This is a genomic window from Streptomyces maremycinicus, from assembly GCF_001184025.1.
Taxonomy (GTDB): domain Bacteria; phylum Actinomycetota; class Actinomycetes; order Streptomycetales; family Streptomycetaceae; genus Streptomyces; species Streptomyces maremycinicus.
This window is the reverse complement of the sequence record NZ_BBYG01000013.1, coordinates 433,926-452,359: the sequence shown is the minus strand read 5'-3', so window position 1 is coordinate 452,359 and position 18,434 is coordinate 433,926. Positions and strand designations below refer to the sequence as shown.

The 18,434-nt window shown below is 70.8% G+C and carries 17 protein-coding genes and 1 riboswitch; of the genes, 10 read left to right on the top strand and 7 right to left on the bottom strand.

The annotated features are described in order from the left end of the window. Positions 1 to 210: 210 nt before the first annotated feature. Positions 211 to 1,071 carry a sigma-70 family RNA polymerase sigma factor gene (locus AOQ37_RS17645; RefSeq protein ID WP_062645481.1) on the top strand — a complete coding sequence of 287 codons (861 nt, stop codon included), beginning with the start codon at positions 211 to 213 and terminating at the stop codon, positions 1,069 to 1,071. 88 nt (positions 1,072 to 1,159) lie between these two features. Here the strand turns inward: AOQ37_RS17645 and AOQ37_RS17640 are convergent, their stop codons facing one another. Further along, positions 1,160 to 1,636, bottom strand: coding sequence for a GNAT family N-acetyltransferase (locus AOQ37_RS17640; RefSeq protein ID WP_062645480.1), 477 nt, complete (start codon positions 1,634 to 1,636; stop codon positions 1,160 to 1,162). A gap of 59 nt (positions 1,637 to 1,695) precedes the next feature. Continuing rightward, positions 1,696 to 2,286, bottom strand: a complete 591-nt coding sequence (locus AOQ37_RS17635) for a flavin reductase family protein (RefSeq protein WP_078890229.1) — start codon at positions 2,284 to 2,286, stop codon at positions 1,696 to 1,698. Between the two features lie 365 nt (positions 2,287 to 2,651). On the opposite strand from AOQ37_RS17635, the gene cdgB reads away from it, so the two are divergent. Both cdgB and AOQ37_RS17625 read left to right on the top strand, forming a co-directional pair. After that, positions 2,652 to 4,319 (top strand): diguanylate cyclase CdgB, encoded by a 1,668-nt coding sequence (gene cdgB, locus AOQ37_RS17630; protein ID WP_062645478.1) that lies wholly within the window; start codon positions 2,652 to 2,654, stop codon positions 4,317 to 4,319. 120 nt (positions 4,320 to 4,439) lie between these two features. Further along, complete coding sequence (locus AOQ37_RS17625) at positions 4,440 to 5,384, top strand: carbohydrate-binding protein (protein WP_062645477.1); 945 nt, start codon at positions 4,440 to 4,442, stop codon at positions 5,382 to 5,384. Positions 5,385 to 5,394: 10 nt separating this feature from the next. Here the strand turns inward: AOQ37_RS17625 and AOQ37_RS17620 are convergent, their stop codons facing one another. The 3 genes from AOQ37_RS17620 to AOQ37_RS17610 form a co-directional block, all read right to left on the bottom strand. Beyond that, a complete protein-coding gene (locus tag AOQ37_RS17620) occupies positions 5,395 to 6,324 on the bottom strand; it encodes a 1-phosphofructokinase family hexose kinase (RefSeq protein ID WP_062645476.1) in 930 nt (309 codons plus the stop codon). Positions 6,325 to 6,459: 135 nt separating this feature from the next. After that, a complete protein-coding gene (nagA, locus tag AOQ37_RS17615) occupies positions 6,460 to 7,641 on the bottom strand; it encodes an N-acetylglucosamine-6-phosphate deacetylase (protein ID WP_062645475.1) in 1,182 nt (393 codons plus the stop codon). Beyond that, positions 7,641 to 8,582 (bottom strand): ROK family protein, encoded by a 942-nt coding sequence (locus tag AOQ37_RS17610; protein WP_078890228.1) that lies wholly within the window; start codon positions 8,580 to 8,582, stop codon positions 7,641 to 7,643. The genes nagA and AOQ37_RS17610 overlap by 1 nt, the downstream gene beginning before the upstream one ends. A gap of 165 nt (positions 8,583 to 8,747) precedes the next feature. Here AOQ37_RS17610 and AOQ37_RS17605 point away from each other — a divergent pair, with 165 nt between their 5' ends. The 3 genes from AOQ37_RS17605 to otsB all read left to right on the top strand — a co-directional run bounded on the left by AOQ37_RS17605 (position 8,748) and on the right by otsB (position 11,255). Beyond that, positions 8,748 to 10,037 carry an ABC transporter substrate-binding protein gene (locus AOQ37_RS17605; protein ID WP_445407375.1) on the top strand — a complete coding sequence of 430 codons (1,290 nt, stop codon included), beginning with the start codon at positions 8,748 to 8,750 and terminating at the stop codon, positions 10,035 to 10,037. 69 nt (positions 10,038 to 10,106) lie between these two features. Continuing rightward, positions 10,107 to 10,352 carry a DUF3263 domain-containing protein gene (locus AOQ37_RS17600; protein WP_062645473.1) on the top strand — a complete coding sequence of 82 codons (246 nt, stop codon included), beginning with the start codon at positions 10,107 to 10,109 and terminating at the stop codon, positions 10,350 to 10,352. A 30-nt stretch (positions 10,353 to 10,382) separates the two neighbouring features. Continuing rightward, the gene (gene otsB, locus AOQ37_RS17595) at positions 10,383 to 11,255 is read left to right on the top strand and encodes a trehalose-phosphatase (RefSeq protein WP_062645472.1); all 873 of its coding nucleotides are present in this window, start codon (positions 10,383 to 10,385) and stop codon (positions 11,253 to 11,255) included. On the opposite strand, the gene AOQ37_RS17590 is transcribed toward otsB, so the two are convergent. Continuing rightward, the gene (locus AOQ37_RS17590; protein WP_199825035.1) at positions 11,243 to 12,655 is read right to left on the bottom strand and encodes an alpha,alpha-trehalose-phosphate synthase (UDP-forming); all 1,413 of its coding nucleotides are present in this window, start codon (positions 12,653 to 12,655) and stop codon (positions 11,243 to 11,245) included. The two genes, otsB and AOQ37_RS17590, sit on opposite strands and share 13 nt — an antisense overlap. A gap of 83 nt (positions 12,656 to 12,738) precedes the next feature. Continuing rightward, the gene (locus AOQ37_RS17585; RefSeq protein WP_062645471.1) at positions 12,739 to 13,683 is read right to left on the bottom strand and encodes a glucosyl-3-phosphoglycerate synthase; all 945 of its coding nucleotides are present in this window, start codon (positions 13,681 to 13,683) and stop codon (positions 12,739 to 12,741) included. Positions 13,684 to 13,852: 169 nt separating this feature from the next. Then, positions 13,853 to 14,018, top strand: a riboswitch (SAM riboswitch). An 18-nt stretch (positions 14,019 to 14,036) separates the two neighbouring features. Here AOQ37_RS17585 and thrC point away from each other — a divergent pair. The 4 genes from thrC (at position 14,037) to groL (ending at position 18,261) form a co-directional block, all read left to right on the top strand. Next, positions 14,037 to 15,335 carry a threonine synthase gene (gene thrC / locus AOQ37_RS17580; protein WP_062645470.1) on the top strand — a complete coding sequence of 433 codons (1,299 nt, stop codon included), beginning with the start codon at positions 14,037 to 14,039 and terminating at the stop codon, positions 15,333 to 15,335. A gap of 37 nt (positions 15,336 to 15,372) precedes the next feature. Beyond that, positions 15,373 to 15,648 carry a MoaD/ThiS family protein gene (locus AOQ37_RS17575; RefSeq protein WP_062645469.1) on the top strand — a complete coding sequence of 92 codons (276 nt, stop codon included), beginning with the start codon at positions 15,373 to 15,375 and terminating at the stop codon, positions 15,646 to 15,648. Positions 15,649 to 16,101: 453 nt separating this feature from the next. Beyond that, a complete protein-coding gene (locus AOQ37_RS17570; protein ID WP_062645468.1) occupies positions 16,102 to 16,308 on the top strand; it encodes a cold-shock protein in 207 nt (68 codons plus the stop codon). A 330-nt stretch (positions 16,309 to 16,638) separates the two neighbouring features. Continuing rightward, positions 16,639 to 18,261 carry a chaperonin GroEL gene (groL, locus tag AOQ37_RS17565; protein ID WP_062645467.1) on the top strand — a complete coding sequence of 541 codons (1,623 nt, stop codon included), beginning with the start codon at positions 16,639 to 16,641 and terminating at the stop codon, positions 18,259 to 18,261. Positions 18,262 to 18,434 lie beyond the last annotated feature (173 nt).

Below are 18,434 nucleotides of genomic sequence, written 5' to 3'. Positions count from 1 at the left end.
GGCACCGCCCGGACCCGCTGACCGCCGCCTCGACCGGCTGCACAGCCTCGACCGGCTGAACCGCCCGGACCGGCTGAACCTGGACCCGACCCACCGGCTGAACCGCCCGGACCGGTCGGATTCCCGGCACCTTGCGTCCGCGTGTCACAACTCGGGTACGTCGTCCGTCAGCTACATGACAGTCAATCGCGAGCAGGGATGTGACGAACGATGGCAACAGGCGACGACGACTTCCTCGCCGAGCGCTTCGAGGCGCACCGCAGCCGCCTGCGTGCCGTCGCGCACCGCATGCTCGGGTCCGCGGCCGAGGCCGACGACGCCGTGCAGGAGGCCTGGGTCCGGCTCAGCCGCAGCGGCGGCGGGAGCGCGGGCCGGGAGATCGACAATCTGGCCGGCTGGCTGACCACCGTCGTCGGCCGGGTCTGCCTGGACATGCTGCGCTCGCGCCGCTCCCGGGCCGAGGAGCCGCTGGAGAACTGGACGCCCGCCTCGTCCGAGGTGGCCGATCCGGCGCAGGACGCGCTGCTCGCCGACTCCGTGGGCGTCGCGCTCCTGGTCGTCCTCGACACCCTCACCCCCGGCGAGCGGCTGGCGTTCGTGCTGCACGACCTGTTCGGCGTGCCCTACGAGGAGGTCGCGAGCATCGTCGACCGGACCCCGGAAGCCGCCCGGCAGCTCGCCAGCCGGGCCCGGCGCCGGGTGCGGGGCGCCCAGGAGCCGGACGTCGATCTCGCCCGCCAGCGCAAGGTCGTCGACGCCTTCCTCGCCGCCGCCCGGGACGGGGACTTCGACGGGCTGCTCGCCGTGCTGGACCCGGATGTGGTGGCCCGCTCCGAGGCCGGCGTGGTCACGGGCGCGGCGGCGGTCGCCTCGGGCGCGTCCAGCTTCGCCTTCGTCGGGGCCGTGGCCCGCAACGCGCTCATCGACGGCGCGACCGGGCTCGCGGTGCTGTTCGAGGGCCGGGTGGAGCGGACGCTCAGCTTCACGTTCGTCCGCGGTGGCCGGATCGCCGTGATCGACGTCGTGTCCGACCTCGACCGCATCTCCGAACTGGACGTCACCCTCGTCTAGTTCCGCAGTCCCGCAGTTCCTTCGGTGGCCCCGGGGCAGAAGAGTGCCTTCGGGGCCGGGCCGGGGCCGGGCCGGATGGGGGCGGTGGTCAGGTCAGGGTGAGGACGCCGACCGTTTCCCCGTCGCTGGTCTCCCCGTTCTTCCGGAAGCCCAGCCCGAGATAGAAGCCCGCGGGCCCGTTCTCGCCCTCGTGCCAGGTCACGTACATCTCCTCGGTGCCCCGGCGGCGCAGTTCCGCGGCGACGGACTCCACGGCGAACCGGCCGTAGCCGCGGCCCTGTTCGGCGGCGGCGATGTTCAGCCGCCACAGCCCGGAGCGGACCGGGCCGCCGTCGCCGCGTCCGTTCCAGTCGATGTCGAGAAAGGCCATCAGGAAACCCACGGCCCGGTCGCCGTCCATGATCAGGCGCGGCCAGGCGACCCCCGCGGGATGGACATGGGCCTCGGCGAGCGACTGCATCACCGGAGAGACCGCGAACTCCTGGTCGGGGCGCACCCGGATACCGGTCGCGGCCTCGAAATTCGCGGGGGTGACCTTCTCGAGACGGGGCCCTGATGTCGTCATGCGGGCACCCTAGGCGGACCGCCGGTGCGGTGGCCACGGCATTTACGGCGCCGCCGGCGTCACCCCAACTGCCGGTAACGTCCGCGGAAATACATCAGCGGACCGCCGTCCGCGTCGGAGGCCGAAGCGGTGAGCACGCGGCCGATCACCAGGGTGTGGTCACCGGCCGTGACCCGCTGCTCGGTGCGGCACTCCAGGGTCGCGAGCGCGCCGCCGACCAGGAGCGCGCCGGTGACCTCGCCGCGGGCGCAGGGGAGGTCCTCGAAGAGGAGCCGGTCGCTGATGCGCCCCTTCATGGCGAAGCGGCCCGCGATGTGCCGCTGGTTCCCGGAGAGCACCGACACCGCCCACAGGGGCTGCTCGTCGAGCAGGTCGTCCATCCGGGAACCCGTGCGCAGACTCACCAGGACCAGGGGCGGGTCCAGGGAGACCGACATGAACGCGGTGGCGGTCATGCCGACGTCCTCGCCGTCCGGCGCCCCGGGGTCGTCCGGGTCGAGGGAGGGTTCCCGGGCGGTCACCAGGACCACGCCGTCGGCGAGCCGGGACATGGCGGCGCGGAACTCGTCGTTGCTCACTCCCTCAGCATGCCTGGCGAGGGTGTCTGACACGGTCTTGAGCACAGCGGGCTCGAGTACGTCTGGGGGCATGCCCGAAACGCTAGTGTCCGTCCCTCGCCCGCCGCATCGGACCTCCGCCCGAGTAGGGTCGTAGGACCGTGGACCGATGGGTTACGGCACCGCATCCGGTGCCCGTCCGGACCTGTTCGTGCCTGTGCGTGTTCAGGAAACGCACAGGAAAACGCGGAAACTCCACTCAAATGTTCATCTTCATGTGTGACTTGAGTCACAAGAAGCATTAATTGTTGACCCTGTGTACCGAGTGGGCAGCGCGCTGTGATTCAGTGGCGGAGGCGTCACAAGGAGACACACACCGACAACACAGCACCAGAAACGACGTTACGCCGAAGACAACCCTTGATTCGCTGCGAAGTCTCGGGGGGAGGGCGAAACACATGGAGACCGAGTCGGAGCCGTACGTCCGCCTTGCGTCCCTGCGACAGCTGCACCAGGTCATGGCCGAGATGAACACGGCCCGCAGCCTGGCCGACACCTTGCAGACCGTCGCCGACGGCGTGGTCACGGCACTCGGGTACGAGCTGGCGTGCGTCAACCTCGTACGCCCCGACGGCGATCTCGTGGTCGCCGCCTTCGCGGGCAATCCGGCCGCCGAGGCCCTGATCACCGGCCGGGTCGGCTCGCGCGAATCCTGGGACCGGCGTCTCGCCATGGGGGAGACCTGGGGCGACCTGATCTTCATACCGCACACCGAGGGCTGGGTCCTCGACGACGACGACGTGCCCCAGTGGTACACCGACGGACCCGCGCCCCGCTTCGAGGACGAGTGGCACCCCTCGGACCGTCTCTTCGCCCCCATGTACATGCCCGCCGCCCCCGGCAGCGGAGGCGCCTGCGGTGAGCTGATAGGCGTCCTGTCGGTGGACCGGCCGCGCAACGGCCGACGGCCCGGCGCATGGGGGCGCGAAGCCCTCCAGATGTACGCCTTCCAGGCCGCCATCGCCATTAGCAACGCGCGTCTACGTGCGAATATGCAGCGGGCACTGGTCCGGCTGGAACGCGAGCAGCAGGCCCTACGCGCCAGCGAGGAAAGCTTCCGGCAGGCCTTCGAGTACGCCCCCTCCGGCATGGCGATAGCCGAGATGGGCGGCGACCAGCACGGACGGATACTCCGGACCAACGACGCCCTGTGCCGCCTGCTGGGCCGCCCCGCCTCCGCGATGCGCCGCTACTCCTTCTCGGACCTCGTCCACCCCGAGGACATAGGCACCCTGCTCCGCACCTCCGCCGAGGGCGGACGCGCCGAACTCCGCCTCGGCCGCCGGGACGGCACCTACGTCTGGGTCAGCCTGCGCAACTCCGTCGTCGCCGACGCGGCCGACGGGCCCCGCTTCCTCCTCACCCACGTCGAGGACATAGAGGACCGCAAGCGCCGCGAGCTCCAGCTCGCCCACCGGGCCTCGCACGACTCCCTCACCGGACTGCCGAACTCCGCCGAACTGCGCTCGCGGCTCTCCGCCCGGCTCTGTCAGCGCCCGCAGTCCACCCACCCCGCCGCCGTCGACGCGATGGACACGGCCTACGGACACGCCGCCTTCGACGCCAACGGCCACGGCTTCGACTACCGGCCCGGCGGCGCCGAGTCCTTCGACGGCTACGACCACCATGTGCACACCGCCGCCCCCGAAGAGGGTCACGACGACGGCACCAAGGGGCTCGCGGTCCTCTTCTGCGACCTCGACGGCTTCAAGTCGATCAACGACCGGTTCGGTCACAACGCGGGCGACGCGGTCCTCATCGAGGTCGCCCGCCGGCTCTCCCGCCAGGTCCGCGACGGCGACACGGTCGCCCGGCTCGGCGGCGACGAGTTCGTGATCCTCGCCGACGGCCTCGGCCGCGCCGACGCGGCCGACCTGGCGGTACGGCTGCGCAACGAGATCATCCAGCCGATCCGCGCCGAGGGCCGGGCCGTGCGGGTGGGCGCGAGTTTCGGTATCGGCTGGGCACATTGCGGGATGACCGCGGACGAAGTGCTGAAGTCCGCGGACGAGCGCATGTACGTCGAGAAACGATCTCGTCCCAAACAGCACCGGCGTGCGGGATGATCACCAGGTCAGCGAGCTGATGCGATCAGAGTCACCTGTTTGGGCCATCCGGACCGGGTAGGCTCGCCAGTCTGACCGCACCATCGCATCCGACCCGCACTTGCTGAGGAGTACCAAGGGATGACGTCCGGCAACAACGGCGCGAGTACGCCCGAGGACGACGACCCGTTCGGCTACCTCTACGCCGACGGCCAGGCCAACGGCGCGCAGCCGCCGTCCGGTGGTGGCTACGGCTACCCCAACTCGGTCAGCAGAGTGCGCGCGGTCGGCGAGCGCCAGTACGGACAGCAGCAGACCGCGCAGTACGGGCAGCCGCCGACGGTGCCTCAGCAGGGCGCGTACGGCCAGCCGAACGCGCACTACGCGGCGCCCGAGAACTTCGGCGGCGGCCCCTCCACCGGCCGCCAGCCCGCGCAGAACGGCGGCGGTCGTGGCCGCGGCCCCAACACCAAGGGCCTGCTGATCGGCGCGGTCGCGGTGGTCGCCGCGGTCGTGATCGGCATCGCGGTCGCCATGGCGAACGGCGACGACGGATCCGGCGACAACAAGGCGAGCGACCAGCCCTCCACCTCGGCCTCCGCCTCCGCGAGCCCCTCGCCCAGCGAGTCCGCCGCCGACGACTCGGACAAGGCCGAGATCCCGCCGGTCGACGCGAAGGCCCTGAACCTCGGCGGCAGCGCCGCGCTGGCCTCGGACGTCGAGGGCGCCCAGGCGGCCGGCGGGGTCTACGTCGGCAACCTCAACCAGGTCGGCAACTCGGTCACCTGGACGGTCAACGGCGTTCCGTCGGACGGCGATTACACCCTCTTCGCGCACTACAGCGTGCCGGGTGAGGACCAGGAGATGACGCTCACGGTCAACGGCAAGACCTTCGGCAGCAAGTTCCCCCTCAAGAACTACGCGAAGGGCCCCGCCGGAGACTTCGTCAAGGGCTGGACGACGAGCTACACGTATCCCACGCTCACCAAGGGCACCAACACGCTCACCCTCTCCTGCCAGGACGGCGACAAGTGCAACGTCCTGCTGGACCAGTTGTGGGTGAAGGCGGGCCAAGTCACCCGGTGAGCCCCCGGGTTCAGGCCGCGGTGATCTCCGCGGCCACCGTGATCCGGCCCAGCATCTCCTCGTAGGCGGCGCGGTCGAACTCGCCCGCCACCGGGGACGCCACGGTCGCCGCCGACAGGGCCACCGCGCGGGACAGGCGCTCCGGCCAGGGCAGGCGTTCCACCAGGCCGGACAACAGGCCCGCGACCGCCGAGTCGCCCGCGCCGGTCGGGTTGCCGTGGACGTGGCGTGGCGGGGCGGCCCGCCAGCGGCCCTCCGGGGTGACCGCGAGGAAGCCTTCGGCGCCCAGCGAGGCCACGACGGAGTGCGCGCCGCGCCTGCGGGCGTCCCGGGTCGCCTGCGACGGCTCGTGCGAGCCGGTGAGTTCGGCCAGTTCCACGGCGTTCGGCTTGACGATGTCCGGGCGGGCGGCGACGCCCCGGCGCAACGGCTCCCCGCTCGTGTCCAGCAGTACGGGGACGCCCGCGGCCCGCGCCCTGCGTACCAGCACCGCGTACGCGCCCACCGGCACCCCCGGCGGCAGACTGCCGCACAGGGCCACCGCGTCGGCGCCGACGAGCAGTTCCTCGTAGGCCTCCTGGAAGGCGGACCACTCGGCCGGTGAGATCACCGGGCCGGGTTCGTTCAGCTGGGTCGTGTCGCCGGTGCGGGCGTCGACGACCGCGACCGTGCGGCGGGTGGCCCCGGCGACCGGGACGAGCGCGTCCAGCACCCCGGACACGCCGCTGAGCCGGTCCTGGACGACCCGGCCGGTGGGGCCGCCCACGAAGCCGGTCACGGTCACCTCGTGGCCGAGGGCGGCCAGCACCCGGGCGACGTTCAGCCCCTTGCCGCCGGGCCGTTCGCGCACGTCGGTGACCCGGTGCGAGGCGTGCGGCCGCAGCGCGGGCACCCGGTAGGTGAGGTCGAGAGCGGTGTTCAGGGTGACGGTGAGGATCACCTGGCGGCCTCCCCCGGATGGCATGCGTACAGGAACGGTTCCGGAACTTCCTGCTTCCGGAGGCCTGATCATGCCAAAGAGACGGCGACCGGCCCAGTGCGCGGGTCGGCCACCGTTCCTGTGCGGGGGGACGATTCAGGCCAGTTGGGGATCCACCACCCACTCCCCCTTGCGCATCACACCCTTGAGTTCGAAGTTCTCGTCCAGCAGGACCAGGTCGGCGTCCTTGCCCGGCTCCAGTGAGCCCACCGTGTCGTCGATGCCCAGCAGCCGGGCCGGGTTGGCGCTGAGCGCGGCGACCACGTCCTCGACGGGCAGCCGGTCGATCGTCACCGCCCGCTGGAAGGCGCGGTCCTGGGTGAGGGTGGAGCCCGCGATCGAGCCGCCCTCCACCAGCCGGGCCACGCCCTCGCTGACCTCGACCTCCAGCGGGCCGAGCAGATAGCGGCCGTCGCCGATGCCGGCCGCGTCCATCGCGTCCGTGATGAACGCCACCCGGCCGGGACCCGCGTGACGGAACGCCAGCTCCAGGGCGGCCGGGTGCAGGTGGGTGCCGTCGTTGATGAGTTCGACCGTCACCCGTTCGTCCTCCAGGAGGGCGGCGATCGGGCCGGGGGAGCGGTGGCCGAGCGGCGGCATCGCGTTGAAGAGGTGGGTGGCGACGGTGGCTCCGGCCTCGATGGCCTGAACCGTCTGCTCGTAGGTCGCGTCCGTGTGCCCGACGGCGGCGATCACGCCGTGCTCGGCGAGCAGCCGTACGGAGTCCAGGCCGCCGGGGAGCTCCGTCGCCAGGGTGACCATGCTCGCCCGGCCGCGGGCGGCGTCGATCAGCTTGCGCACCTCCGCCGGGTCGGGGTCGCGCAGCAGCGCCTCGGAGTGCGCGCCCTTGCGGCACGGCGAGATGAAGGGGCCCTCGAAGTGGATGCCGGCCAGGTCACCCTGCTCGGCCAGCTCGCTGAGCAGGCCGGCCTGCCGGACCAGGATGTCCATGTCGTCGGTGACGGTCGAGGCGACGAGGGTGGTGGTGCCGTGCAGACGGTGGGTCCGGATGGCCCGCTGGACGTCCTCGGCGGTGCCGGAGAAGGAGGCTCCGCCGCCGCCGTGGTTGTGCAGGTCGACGAAGCCGGGGACCAGCCAGTGGCCGCTCACGTCGACGACGTTCCCGTGCGGGGCCTCGGCCGCGATCTTCGTGCCGTCGATCGTGACGCGGCCGTCGGGAACCGTGCCGGTCGGCAGCACCACCCGGGCGCCGGTGAGTACCTGCGGGCGCGTCGTGGGGTGGTGCGCAGTTCCCCGCGCCCCTAGGGGGGTGGCCATCAGGGTGTTACCTCCGTACCGTCGGTTGTGTCGAGGAGATCCCAGGCCAGGAGGCCCGCGCCCAGGCAGCCGGCGGTGTCGCCCAGGGCGGCCGGGACGATCTCCGGCAGCTTCTGGAAGGTCACCCGTCGGCGGACCGCGTCCCGTAGTGGTGTGAACAAGGTTTCCCCCGCCTCCGCGAGGCCGCCACCGATGACGAGGGTGCGGGGGTCCAGCAGGGTGAGGGCGGTGACCAGGCCGTCGGCGAGCGCGTCCACGGCCGTCCGCCAGATCCGGACGGCGTTCGGGTCGCCGGACACGACGGCCTTGGCGCAGTCCGCGGCGTCCGCCTCCGGATCCCCGCAGGCCGTCGCCCAGGCCTCGCTGACCGCGGCCGCCGAGGCGAAGCGCTCCAGACAGCCGTGCTGTCCGCACGGACACGGGGTGCCGCCGGGCCGTACGACGATGTGGCCGATCTCGCCCGCGAAGCCGTGGGCGCCCGCCTCCACCCGGCCGTCGACGCCGATCGCGCCCGCGATGCCGGTGCCCAGGGCCACGAACAGGAAGCGGTCCGCGCCGCGGCCCGCGCCGATCCGGCCCTCGGCGAGGCCACCGGTGCGCACGTCGTGCCCGAGGGCGACGGGGGCGTCGAGGCGGTCGGCGAGCAGCGCGCGCAGGGGTACGTCCCGCCAGCCGAGGTTGGCCGCGTAGGCGGCGACGCCGTTCGCCTCGTCGACGATGCCGGGCACGGCGACGCCGGCCGCGGCCGCGGGCTCGCCGAACTGCCGGACGCCGTGCGCGCGCAGGTCGGCGGCGAAGTCGAGGATGCCGGCGACGACCGCGTCGGGTCCGCGCTCGCGGCCGGTGGGCCGGCGGGCCCGGTGCAGCAGTGCGCCGTCCGCGCCGACCAGGGCGGCCTTCATCCCGGTGCCGCCCACGTCGAGGGCGATGACATGTCTCACGGGGACAGTGTGGACCGAGTACCCGCGAGAGGTCTAGTCCACTCACGTCCCCAGGAGGTACCGTGCGGCCCCGGAGGCCCGAAAGAGGTCTAGTCCACCCGAGTGGTGTAGACCTTGATCCGCATAACGGTCCATTGGTATGTCCAATCAGTTGGGAGTCTCACGGTGCAGCGGCGGGCACGGAAGTCAGGAACGATCACGGGAACGGTCGCGGGGGTGTCCGCCCTCGGCATGGCCGCGGTCCTCACCGGCTGCGGAGTGTCCGGCGACTCCGAGGACGTCACGCTGAGACTCGTGGCCGCCGACTACGGCGACAGCAGCGCCAACAGCTCCGAGAAGTACTGGGACAAGCTCGTCGAGGCGTACGAGAAGGACCACCCCGGCGTCACCGTCGACGTGACCGTGTACTCCTGGAACGACGTGGACGCCAAGGTCAAGGCCATGGTCGACGCGGGCGACGCCCCCGACATGGCCCAGATCGGCGCGTACGCCGACTACGCGGCCGCCGACCGCCTCTACAAGGTGAGCGATCTGCTCTCCATCCCCGTCGAGGCCGACTTCGTCTCCCAGCTCGCCGACGCGGGCGAGGTGCGCGGGGTGCAGTACGGCATGCCGTTCGCCTCCTCCACGCGGCTGCTGTTCTACAACAAGACCCTCTTCGCCGAGGCCGGCCTGACCCCGCCGACGACCTGGGCCGAGCTCGCCGAGGACGCGAAGGCGCTCAAGGACGAGGGCGTGAAGTACCCGTACGCGCTGCCCCTCGGCTCCGAGGAGGCGCAGGCCGAGACCCTCCAGTGGCTGCTCAGCGGCGGGGGCGGCTACACCCAGACCGTCAGCGCCTACAGCATCGACTCCACCGAGAACGTCCAGACCTTCGAGTGGCTGAGGGACGACCTGGTCGGCAAGGGGCTCACCGGACCGGTCGCGCCGGACAAGCTGAACCGCGCCGCCGCGTTCGCCGCGTTCGCCGCCGGCGACGTGGGCATGCTCAACGGACACCCCTCGCTGATGAAGGCGGCCGAGAGCAAGGGCGTGAAGTTCGGCATGGTGCCGATGCCCGGCGTGGCGGGACCGACGAAGGTCTCCATGGGCGTCGCCGACTGGATGACCGCCTTCAAGCAGAACGGACACGCCGACCAGGTCGGCGACTTCCTCGACTACGTCTACAGCGAGAAGAACGTGCTGGACTTCTCGCGCGAGTACGACCTGCTGCCGGTCACCAACTCGGCCTCCCAGGTCATGGGCGCGGCCGAGCAGGACGCCGACCTCAAGCCCTTCCTCGACCAGCTGCCGCTCTCCGAGACCTACCCCGTCGGACGGACCTCCTGGGCGAAGGTCAGCGCGGAGATCAAGAAGGAGATCGGCCGGGCCGTGACCGCGGGCGGCGACCCGGCCGGCGTCCTGGGCGAACTCCAGACGACGGCCACCACCCTGGACACCGGCTCCGGGGGCTGAGCCCCCGGGCCACCGGGCACCCGCCGCCGGGACCGGGCCGCTGTCGGTGGCGGGCGTTACCGTGCGGACATGGAACGGCGAGCGGAAGCGGACGAGCTGGGGGCGGGGGAGCGGGACATCCTCGCCCTGGAGCGGCGCGGGTTCTCCGGCCCCGGCGCCAAGGAACGGGCGATACGCGAGGAACTGGACCTGTCCCCGGTCCGCTACTACCAACTCCTCAACGCCCTCCTGGACGACCCCCGCGCCCTGGCCCACGACCCGGTCACGGTGAACCGGCTGCGCAGGGTGCGGGAGGCGAGGCGGGGGGAGCGCTAGCCACGGGCCGGCGCGGGCTATCGTCGCCCTATGGGCACCCACGAGACGCAGTCCACGGAACCCGGACCCCTCCCCCTCCCCGTTCCGGTCACCCCGGCGGGCCGCGCCGCGCTCGACGCGATCCTCGGCCGGCCCTCCACCACCCTCGTCGCGCTCGATTTCGACGGCACCCTCGCCCCGATCGTCGAGAACCCGGAGGACGCCCGGGCACACCCCGACGCCGTCCCCGCGCTCTCGGCCCTCGCGCCGAAGGTCGCCGCCGTGGCCGTCATCACGGGGCGGCCCGCCGAGGTCGCCGTACGGCACGGCGGGTTCGCCGGGGCCGAAGGGCTGGAGCACCTCTCCGTCCTCGGCCACTACGGCGCCGAGCGCTGGGACGCCCGCACCGGCGCCCTGAGCGCCCCGGCCCCGCACCCGGGAGTGGCCGCCGTCCGCGCCGAACTCCCGCGGGTCCTGGCCGCCGCCGGTGATCTGCCGGGCGTCGCGGTCGAGGAGAAGGGCGGCCGGGCCGTCGCCGTCCACACCCGTCGCGCCGCCGACCCGCAGGCCGCCTTCGAAGCGCTGCGGGCCCCGCTCACCGACCTGGCCGGCCGGCACGGCCTGATCGTCGAACCCGGCCGGATGGTCCTGGAGCTGCGCCCACCGGGCATGGACAAGGGCGTCGCCCTGCTGGAGCACGTCCGCGAGACCGGCGCACGGTCCGTCCTCTACGCCGGTGACGACCTCGGCGACCTGCCGGCCTTCGCCGCCGTGGAGAAACTCCGCGCGGACGGCGTCCCCGGGCTGCTGGTGTGCAGCGGCAGCTCCGAGGTCGGCGCACTGGCGGAGCGCGCGGACCTCGTCGTCGACGGGCCCGCCGGGGTCGTAGGGCTGCTGCGGGAGCTGGCCGCTCAGCTCGGCTGAATCTCCCGCAGGGCGTTCAGCTGGTCCAGGAACCACCGGGCCGGGGGAAGCGCGGTCGCCGCCGCGGACAGCCGCTTCGTGCGCTCGGCCCGCTCCTCCGGCTTCATGGTCAGCCCCTCGTGCAGGGCGCGGGCGGTCTCCAGGACGTCGTACGGGTTCACCGTGATCGCGTCGTCGCGCAGCTCCCAGTAGGCCCCCGCCTCCCGGGACAGGACCAGCGCGCAGCCCTCGTCGGAGACGACCGGGACCTCCTTGGCGACCAGGTTCATGCCGTCGCGGATCGGGTTCACCAGCGCCACGTCGGCCAGCCGGTAGGCGGCGAGGGAGCGGGCGAAGTCGTCCTTGAGGTTCAGCAGGACCGGGGTCCAGCCGGGCGTGCCGTAGGCGTCGTTGATCTCCTCGGACAGGCGGCGTACCTCGGCCGTGTAGTCGCGGTAGACGGCGAGGTCCTGGCGGGAGGGGTAGGCGAAGGCCACGTGGACGACCCGCTCGCGCCACTCCGGGTGGTCGTCGAGCAGCTGCCGGTAGGCCAGGAGCCCGCGCACGATGTTCTTGGACAGCTCGGTGCGGTCGACCCGGACGATCGCCTTGCGGCCCTCGCCGATCTCCGCCCGCAGCGACGCCATCCGCTCGTCGACGTCCGGCCGGTGCGAGCGCTCGCGCAGGAAGTCGGCGTCCGCGCCGAGGCCGTGCACGCCGATCTGCGTCTTGCCGGGGCCGCCGGCGAACTCCGTGCAGCACGCGGTGAACGCGTCCGCCCAGCGCCGGGTGAGGAAACCCAGCCGGTCCGCGCCGAGCATCCCGTGCAGCAGCTGTTCGCGGATGTCCCCCGGCAGCAGCGCGAAGTAGTCCACCGGCGCCCACGGCGTGTGCGAGAAGTGACCGATCCGCAGGTCCGGGCGCAGCTCGCGGAGCATCCCGGGCACCAGGCACAGGTGGTAGTCCTGCACCAGGACCGCCGCGCCGTCCGCCGCCTCCTCGGCCAGCGCCTGGGCGAACGCCAGGTTGTAGGCCTCGTACGAGGCCCACTGGCGGCGGAACTCCGCGTCGAAGGTGGGCTCCAGCGGCGTCTGGTAGAGCAGGTGGTGGACGAACCAGAGCACCGAGTTCGCGATGCCGTTGTAGGCGTCCTCGTGCACCTGGGCCGGCACGGCCAGCATGCGCACGCCCTCCTCGCCGACCCCGCGCCGGACCGCCTCGCGGTCGCCGTCGGAGAGCGCGGAGCACACCCAGAGGGCGCCCGCCTCGGGTCCGATGGCCGACAGGCCGGAGACCAGCCCGCCGCCGCCGCGTTTCGCGTGCAGTGAGCCGTCCTCGGACACCTCGTAGGAGACCGGGCCGCGGTTGGACGCGACCAGCACCTCGGCGGCCCTGGTGGCAGTGTCGTGCGTGGAAGCCATACGCCTCAACCTAGCCCGGTCGGGAAACGCTCAAACGTACGCTCGCGCTGCGTGGACGGGCCGTATACGGCCCGTCCGAACGGTCACGCGACCTTGCGGGTCGCGTACTCGGCGATCTCCGTCATCGGCGGCCGTTCCTCGGTGTCCACGGAGTAGGTACGCGGTTCGAAGCCGTCCGTACTCCGTTCGAACTGGGTGAGGGACGGGCGGATCAGATGCCCGCGGGCCAGCCGGAGCTGGGCGGTGCGGTAGATGGCCGCCGCCATCCGGCCCAGCGCCTGTCCGTCCTGGTGACGGTGCTTGCGCACGCCGATGTCGACCTGGGCGAGGGCGTCCAGGCCCACCAGGTGCAGCGCGTCGACCAGCATGCCCAGCTCCACGCCGTAGCCGACGGGGAAGGGCAGCTGCTCCAGCAGACTTCGGCGGGCCGCGTACTCGCCGCCGAGCGGTTGCACGAAACCGGCCAGCTGCGGCCAGTGCATGTTGAGCAGCGGGCGGGCCATCAGCTCGGTGACCCTCCCGCCCTGGCCAGCCGCGCCGCCCAGCGGGCGGTCGTACATGCCCTTCACCAGGTCCACCCCGGGATCGGTGAGCAGCGGGCCGACGATCCCCGACACGAAGTCCGAGGAGAACTCCCTCAGGTCGGCGTCGATGAAACAGACGATGTCCCCGGTGGTGACCAGCAGGGAGCGCCACAGGACCTCGCCCTTGCCGGGCAGGGCCGGTATCCGCGGCAGGATGTCGTCCCGGTGGACGACGCGGGCGCCGGCCGCGGCGGCCACCTCGGACGTGCGGTCGGTCGATCCCGAGTCGACGACCACGATCTCGTCGACGAGCGGGACCTGGTGCATGAGGTCGTGACGGATGACGGCGACGATGTCACCGACCGTCTCCTCCTCGTTCAGCGCGGGCAGGACGACGGACACCGTCTGGTTCGTGGCACGTTTGGCGGCCAGGATCCGGTGCAGCGGACGATCGGTCGCGGACCAGGAGCGGGTGGCCAGCCAGCGCTCAGTTTCTCGAAGCACAGTCTGCGGCTCCTCACTGTCGTGATCACACCGGGTGCACGGAAGGTGACCGTGTGATCCATCTCGCGGTTCGGACGACTATCTCAACTGTCCTGGCCTTCGGTTACAGTCTTGAACAACGCGGATGACCATCGCATGTCCGAGGTCGCCCCCGTCCACAACTTCATACCGCTCATCCAGAGGGGCAGAGGGATACGGCCCGATGAAGCCCCGGCAACCCTCCAGCCGGTCTCGTGACGATCACTGATCCACCAGGTGTTCGTTCCGCGGGGCTCCCGGCTCGGGAAGGTGCCAAATCCGTCTCACGGCGAGATGCGTCGTGAGGAAGATGAGGAGAAAGGGCCTCGCCTCACATGGCTGCGCAGACTGTTGCAAGCACCACCGACTCTACGACGTCCTCCGCTGTCGACCTCGGTCCGGCGACCGCGCTGAGCTGCCGGGAGTGCGGTCACCGCGTGCCCCTCGGCCCGGTCTTCGCCTGCGAGGAGTGTTTCGGCCCGCTCGAGATCGCCTATGACTTCTCCTCCTACGACACGGAGGAGCTCCGCAAGCGCATCGAGGCGGGTCCCGCGAACATCTGGCGCTACGCGCCGCTGCTGCCCGTCCCCGCGGACGTGGCCGACAAGCCCAACATCAACCCCGGCTGGACCAAGCTCGTCCAGGCCGACAACCTCGCCCGGGAACTGGGCGTCGACGCCGGGAAGCTCTTCGTCAAGGACGACTCCGGCAACCCGACGCACTCCTTCAAGGACCGGGTCGTTGCCCAGGCCATCGAGGCCGCCCGCGCGTTCGGCTTCACCACGCTCTCCTGCTCCTCCACCGGCAACCTGGCCGGCGCCGTCGGCGCCGCCGCCGCCCGGGCGGGCTTCCGGTCCTGTGTGTTCATCCCGCACGACCTGGAACAGGGCAAGGTCGTCATGGCCGCGATCTACGGCGGCGAGCTCGTCGGCATCGAGGGCAACTACGACGACGTCAACCGCTTCTGCTCCGAGCTCATCGGCGACCCGGCGGGTGAGGGCTGGGGCTTCGTCAACGTCAACCTGCGGCCGTACTACGCCGAGGGGTCCAAGACGCTGGCCTACGAGATCTGCGAGCAGCTCGGCTGGCGGCTGCCGGACCAGCTGGTCGTGCCGATCGCCTCCGGCTCCCAGCTCACGAAGATCGACAAGGGCCTGAAGGAACTGATCGAGCTCGGTCTCGTCGAGGACAAGCCGTACAAGATCTTCGGCGCGCAGGCCGAGGGCTGCTCCCCGGTGTCCGTGGCCTACAAGGCCGGGCACGACGTGGTCCGCCCCCAGAAGCCGAACACCATCGCCAAGTCGCTCGCCATCGGCAACCCGGCGGACGGCCCGTACGTCCTCGACATCGCGCGGCGCACCGGCGGTGCGGTGGAGGACGTGGACGACGAGCAGGTCGTCGACGCGATCAAGCTGCTGGCGCGGACCGAGGGCATCTTCGCGGAGACCGCCGGCGGTGTGACGGTGGGCGTGACGCGCAAGCTGATCGAGAACGGTCTGCTCGACCCGACGCTCACCACCGTCGTGCTGAACACCGGCGACGGTCTGAAGACGCTGGACGCGGTGGCCGGCACCGGCCTGACCGCGACCATCCGCCCGACCCTGGAGTCGTTCCGGGACGCGGGTCTCGGCTGAGAGATGTGTTGTCCGTCCTGACCGGAGGTCGAAAATCATGAGCGTTACCGTCCGCATCCCCACCATCCTGCGCACCTACACGGGGGGCGCCGCCGAGGTGAAGGCCGAGGGCGGCACCCTCGGCGAGGTGGTCTCCGACCTGGAGAAGAACCACACCGGCATCGCCGCCCGGATCCTCGACGACCAGGGCAAGCTGCGCCGCTTCGTCAACGTGTACGTGAACGACGACGACGTCCGCTTCGAGCAGGGTCTGGAGACGGCCACCCCGGACGGTGCCGGCGTCTCGATCATCCCGGCCGTCGCCGGCGGCTGACCGTAGTTCAGTACCCATCGGTAGTAACCGTCGGTAACAGCGATTACCGAGCGTTCATCGAATTGCCCTCTCCGCGATAGAAGCGGAGGGGGCAATTCAGTGTGGTTGAGCGCGGTACAGTTGGGGAACCCGGTTCGAATCGCCGAATCCGGAGCCTTTGATCTCTGCCCCACGCCCGACAAGAAGTAGCCAATGTGTGCGCCTCTTTCGTGGCATTTGTGGCTTTTGCAGGGCCCGACTTGCCCTGAATTCAGGCGAATTCTCGCCACATTCCGGATCCTGCGCGTCCGGAATTCTCGTCCAAGTGACCTGTTGCAGAGGGCAGTTGGACAGATACATTCGGCCGCGGTCGACGCGTTCCGGCGCACGCCCCCAAGCCAACCGGGGGGTGAGGTCTGACCCGGATCCGCGAAGTGCGGGTCTGTGCAAGGGCCAGTAATAGGGGAGTTAGGCATGGCTCAGGGCACCGTCAAGTGGTTCAACGCGGAGAAGGGGTACGGCTTCATCGCGGTCGACGGTGGTGCGGATGTTTTCGTCCACTACAGCGCGATTCAGATGGACGGCTACCGCACCCTGGAAGAGGGTCAGCGGGTCGATTTCGAGATCTCGGCTGGCCAGAAGGGGCCGCAGGCGGACATGGTCCGTCTCGCGACCGGCTGAAGCGCGCGCCGACTGACAGCGTCGTTCTTCTGTACATCTGTCGAAGGGCTCGCACCTCCTCGGGGTGCGAGCCCTTCGGTGCGTCCCGGTCCCGCCGACCCTCGCGGGAGACCGTCGTCCACCTGCGGATCCTCCTGAGCCGCTTGCACTCACCCATGCCGAGTGCTAATCATTGGCGTTAGCACTCTGAAGGTGAGAGTGACAACGAGGATCGGGTCGGTGAGGCCCGCAGGCCAGGTGGGGCAAGGAACCACGAGGCCGGCGAGCCGTCCGTCGCGGGCGCCAGCGCGGTCCGGAGCAATCCACCCCAGTCCGGGAGGACCACTTCACATGGCCAAGATCATCGCGTTCGACGAGGAGGCACGGCGCGGCCTCGAGCGCGGCATGAACCAGCTCGCGGACGCCGTGAAGGTGACGCTCGGCCCCAAGGGCCGCAACGTCGTCCTCGAGAAGAAGTGGGGCGCACCCACGATCACCAACGATGGTGTTTCCATCGCCAAGGAGATCGAGCTCGAGGACCCGTACGAGAAGATCGGCGCCGAGCTGGTCAAGGAAGTCGCCAAGAAGACGGACGACGTCGCCGGTGACGGTACGACCACCGCGACCGTCCTCGCCCAGGCCCTGGTCAAGGAAGGCCTGCGCAACGTAGCCGCCGGCGCCAACCCGATGGCCCTCAAGCGCGGTATCGAGAAGGCCGTCGAGGCCGTCTCCGGTGCCCTGCTCGAGCAGGCCAAGGATGTCGAGACCAAGGAGCAGATCGCTTCCACGGCCTCCATCTCCGCCGCCGACACCCAGATCGGCGAGCTCATCGCCGAGGCGATGGACAAGGTCGGCAAGGAAGGCGTCATCACCGTCGAGGAGTCCCAGACCTTCGGTCTGGAGCTGGAGCTCACCGAGGGTATGCGCTTCGACAAGGGCTACATCTCGGCGTACTTCGCCACCGACATGGAGCGTATGGAGGCCGTCCTCGACGACCCGTACATCCTGATCGCGAACTCCAAGATCGCCAACGTCAAGGACCTGCTTCCGCTCCTCGAGAAGGTCATGCAGGGCGGCAAGCCGCTGCTGATCATCGCCGAGGACGTCGAGGGCGAGGCTCTGTCGACGCTGGTCGTCAACAAGATCCGCGGCACCTTCAAGTCCGTCGCGGTCAAGGCCCCGGGCTTCGGCGACCGCCGCAAGGCGATGCTGAACGACATCGCCATCCTCACCGGTGGCGAGGTCATCTCCGAGGAGGTCGGTCTCAAGCTCGAGAACACCTCCCTGGACCTCCTGGGCAAGGCCCGCAAGGTCGTCATCACCAAGGACGAGACCACCATCGTCGACGGTGCCGGTTCCTCGGACCAGGTCGCCGGCCGGGTCAACCAGATCCGCGCCGAGATCGAGAACAGCGACTCGGACTACGACCGCGAGAAGCTTCAGGAGCGCCTGGCGAAGCTCGCCGGCGGTGTCGCGGTCATCAAGGCCGGCGCCGCCACCGAGGTGGAGCTCAAGGAGCGCAAGCACCGCATCGAGGACGCCGTCCGCAACGCGAAGGCCGCCGTCGAGGAGGGCATCGTCGCCGGTGGTGGCGTCGCGCTCATCCAGGCGTCCGCCGTCTTCGAGAAGCTGGAGCTCGAGGGTGACGAGGCGACCGGCGCCAACGCCGTGCGCATCGCGCTCGAGGCCCCGCTCAAGCAGATCGCCGTCAACGGTGGTCTCGAGGGTGGCGTCGTCGTCGAGAAGGTCCGCAACCTCCAGGTCGGCCACGGCCTGAACGCCGCGACCGGCGAGTACGTCGACATGATCGCCGAAGGCATCATCGACCCGGCGAAGGTCACGCGTTCCGCTCTCCAGAACGCCGCCTCCATCGCCGCGCTGTTCCTCACCACCGAGGCCGTCATCGCCGACAAGCCGGAGAAGGCCGCCGCGCCTGCCGGCGGCGGCATGCCGGGCGGTGACATGGACTTCTGATCGACCTCACGGTTGATCGCCCGTCCTTCGACCGAGGGCGGCACTTCCCGGAAACGGGGGGTGCCGCCCTCGGGCGTTTCCGGCACCCGGCCGGCATCCGGCACGCGTGGTCGGGATCACAGGGGTTGGCCGGTGGGGGCCGGAATGGGGCAGGGGGGCCGAGGGGTTCATGG

What these genes read in the sequence shown, in the direction of transcription:
- AOQ37_RS17645 (WP_062645481.1), top strand. Translation starts at nt 211, where the DNA reads ATGGCAACAGGCGACGACGACTTCCTCGCCGAGCGCTTCGAGGCGCAC.
- AOQ37_RS17640 (WP_062645480.1), bottom strand. Translation starts at nt 1,636, where the DNA reads ATGACGACATCAGGGCCCCGTCTCGAGAAGGTCACCCCCGCGAATTTC.
- AOQ37_RS17635 (WP_078890229.1), bottom strand. Translation starts at nt 2,286, where the DNA reads ATGCCCCCAGACGTACTCGAGCCCGCTGTGCTCAAGACCGTGTCAGAC.
- cdgB (WP_062645478.1), top strand. Translation starts at nt 2,652, where the DNA reads ATGGAGACCGAGTCGGAGCCGTACGTCCGCCTTGCGTCCCTGCGACAG.
- AOQ37_RS17625 (WP_062645477.1), top strand. Translation starts at nt 4,440, where the DNA reads ATGACGTCCGGCAACAACGGCGCGAGTACGCCCGAGGACGACGACCCG.
- nagA (WP_062645475.1), bottom strand. Translation starts at nt 7,641, where the DNA reads ATGGCCACCCCCCTAGGGGCGCGGGGAACTGCGCACCACCCCACGACG.
- AOQ37_RS17600 (WP_062645473.1), top strand. Translation starts at nt 10,107, where the DNA reads ATGGAACGGCGAGCGGAAGCGGACGAGCTGGGGGCGGGGGAGCGGGAC.
- otsB (WP_062645472.1), top strand. Translation starts at nt 10,383, where the DNA reads ATGGGCACCCACGAGACGCAGTCCACGGAACCCGGACCCCTCCCCCTC.
- AOQ37_RS17590 (WP_199825035.1), bottom strand. Translation starts at nt 12,655, where the DNA reads ATGGCTTCCACGCACGACACTGCCACCAGGGCCGCCGAGGTGCTGGTC.
- thrC (WP_062645470.1), top strand. Translation starts at nt 14,037, where the DNA reads ATGGCTGCGCAGACTGTTGCAAGCACCACCGACTCTACGACGTCCTCC.
- AOQ37_RS17575 (WP_062645469.1), top strand. Translation starts at nt 15,373, where the DNA reads ATGAGCGTTACCGTCCGCATCCCCACCATCCTGCGCACCTACACGGGG.
- AOQ37_RS17570 (WP_062645468.1), top strand. Translation starts at nt 16,102, where the DNA reads ATGGCTCAGGGCACCGTCAAGTGGTTCAACGCGGAGAAGGGGTACGGC.
- groL (WP_062645467.1), top strand. Translation starts at nt 16,639, where the DNA reads ATGGCCAAGATCATCGCGTTCGACGAGGAGGCACGGCGCGGCCTCGAG.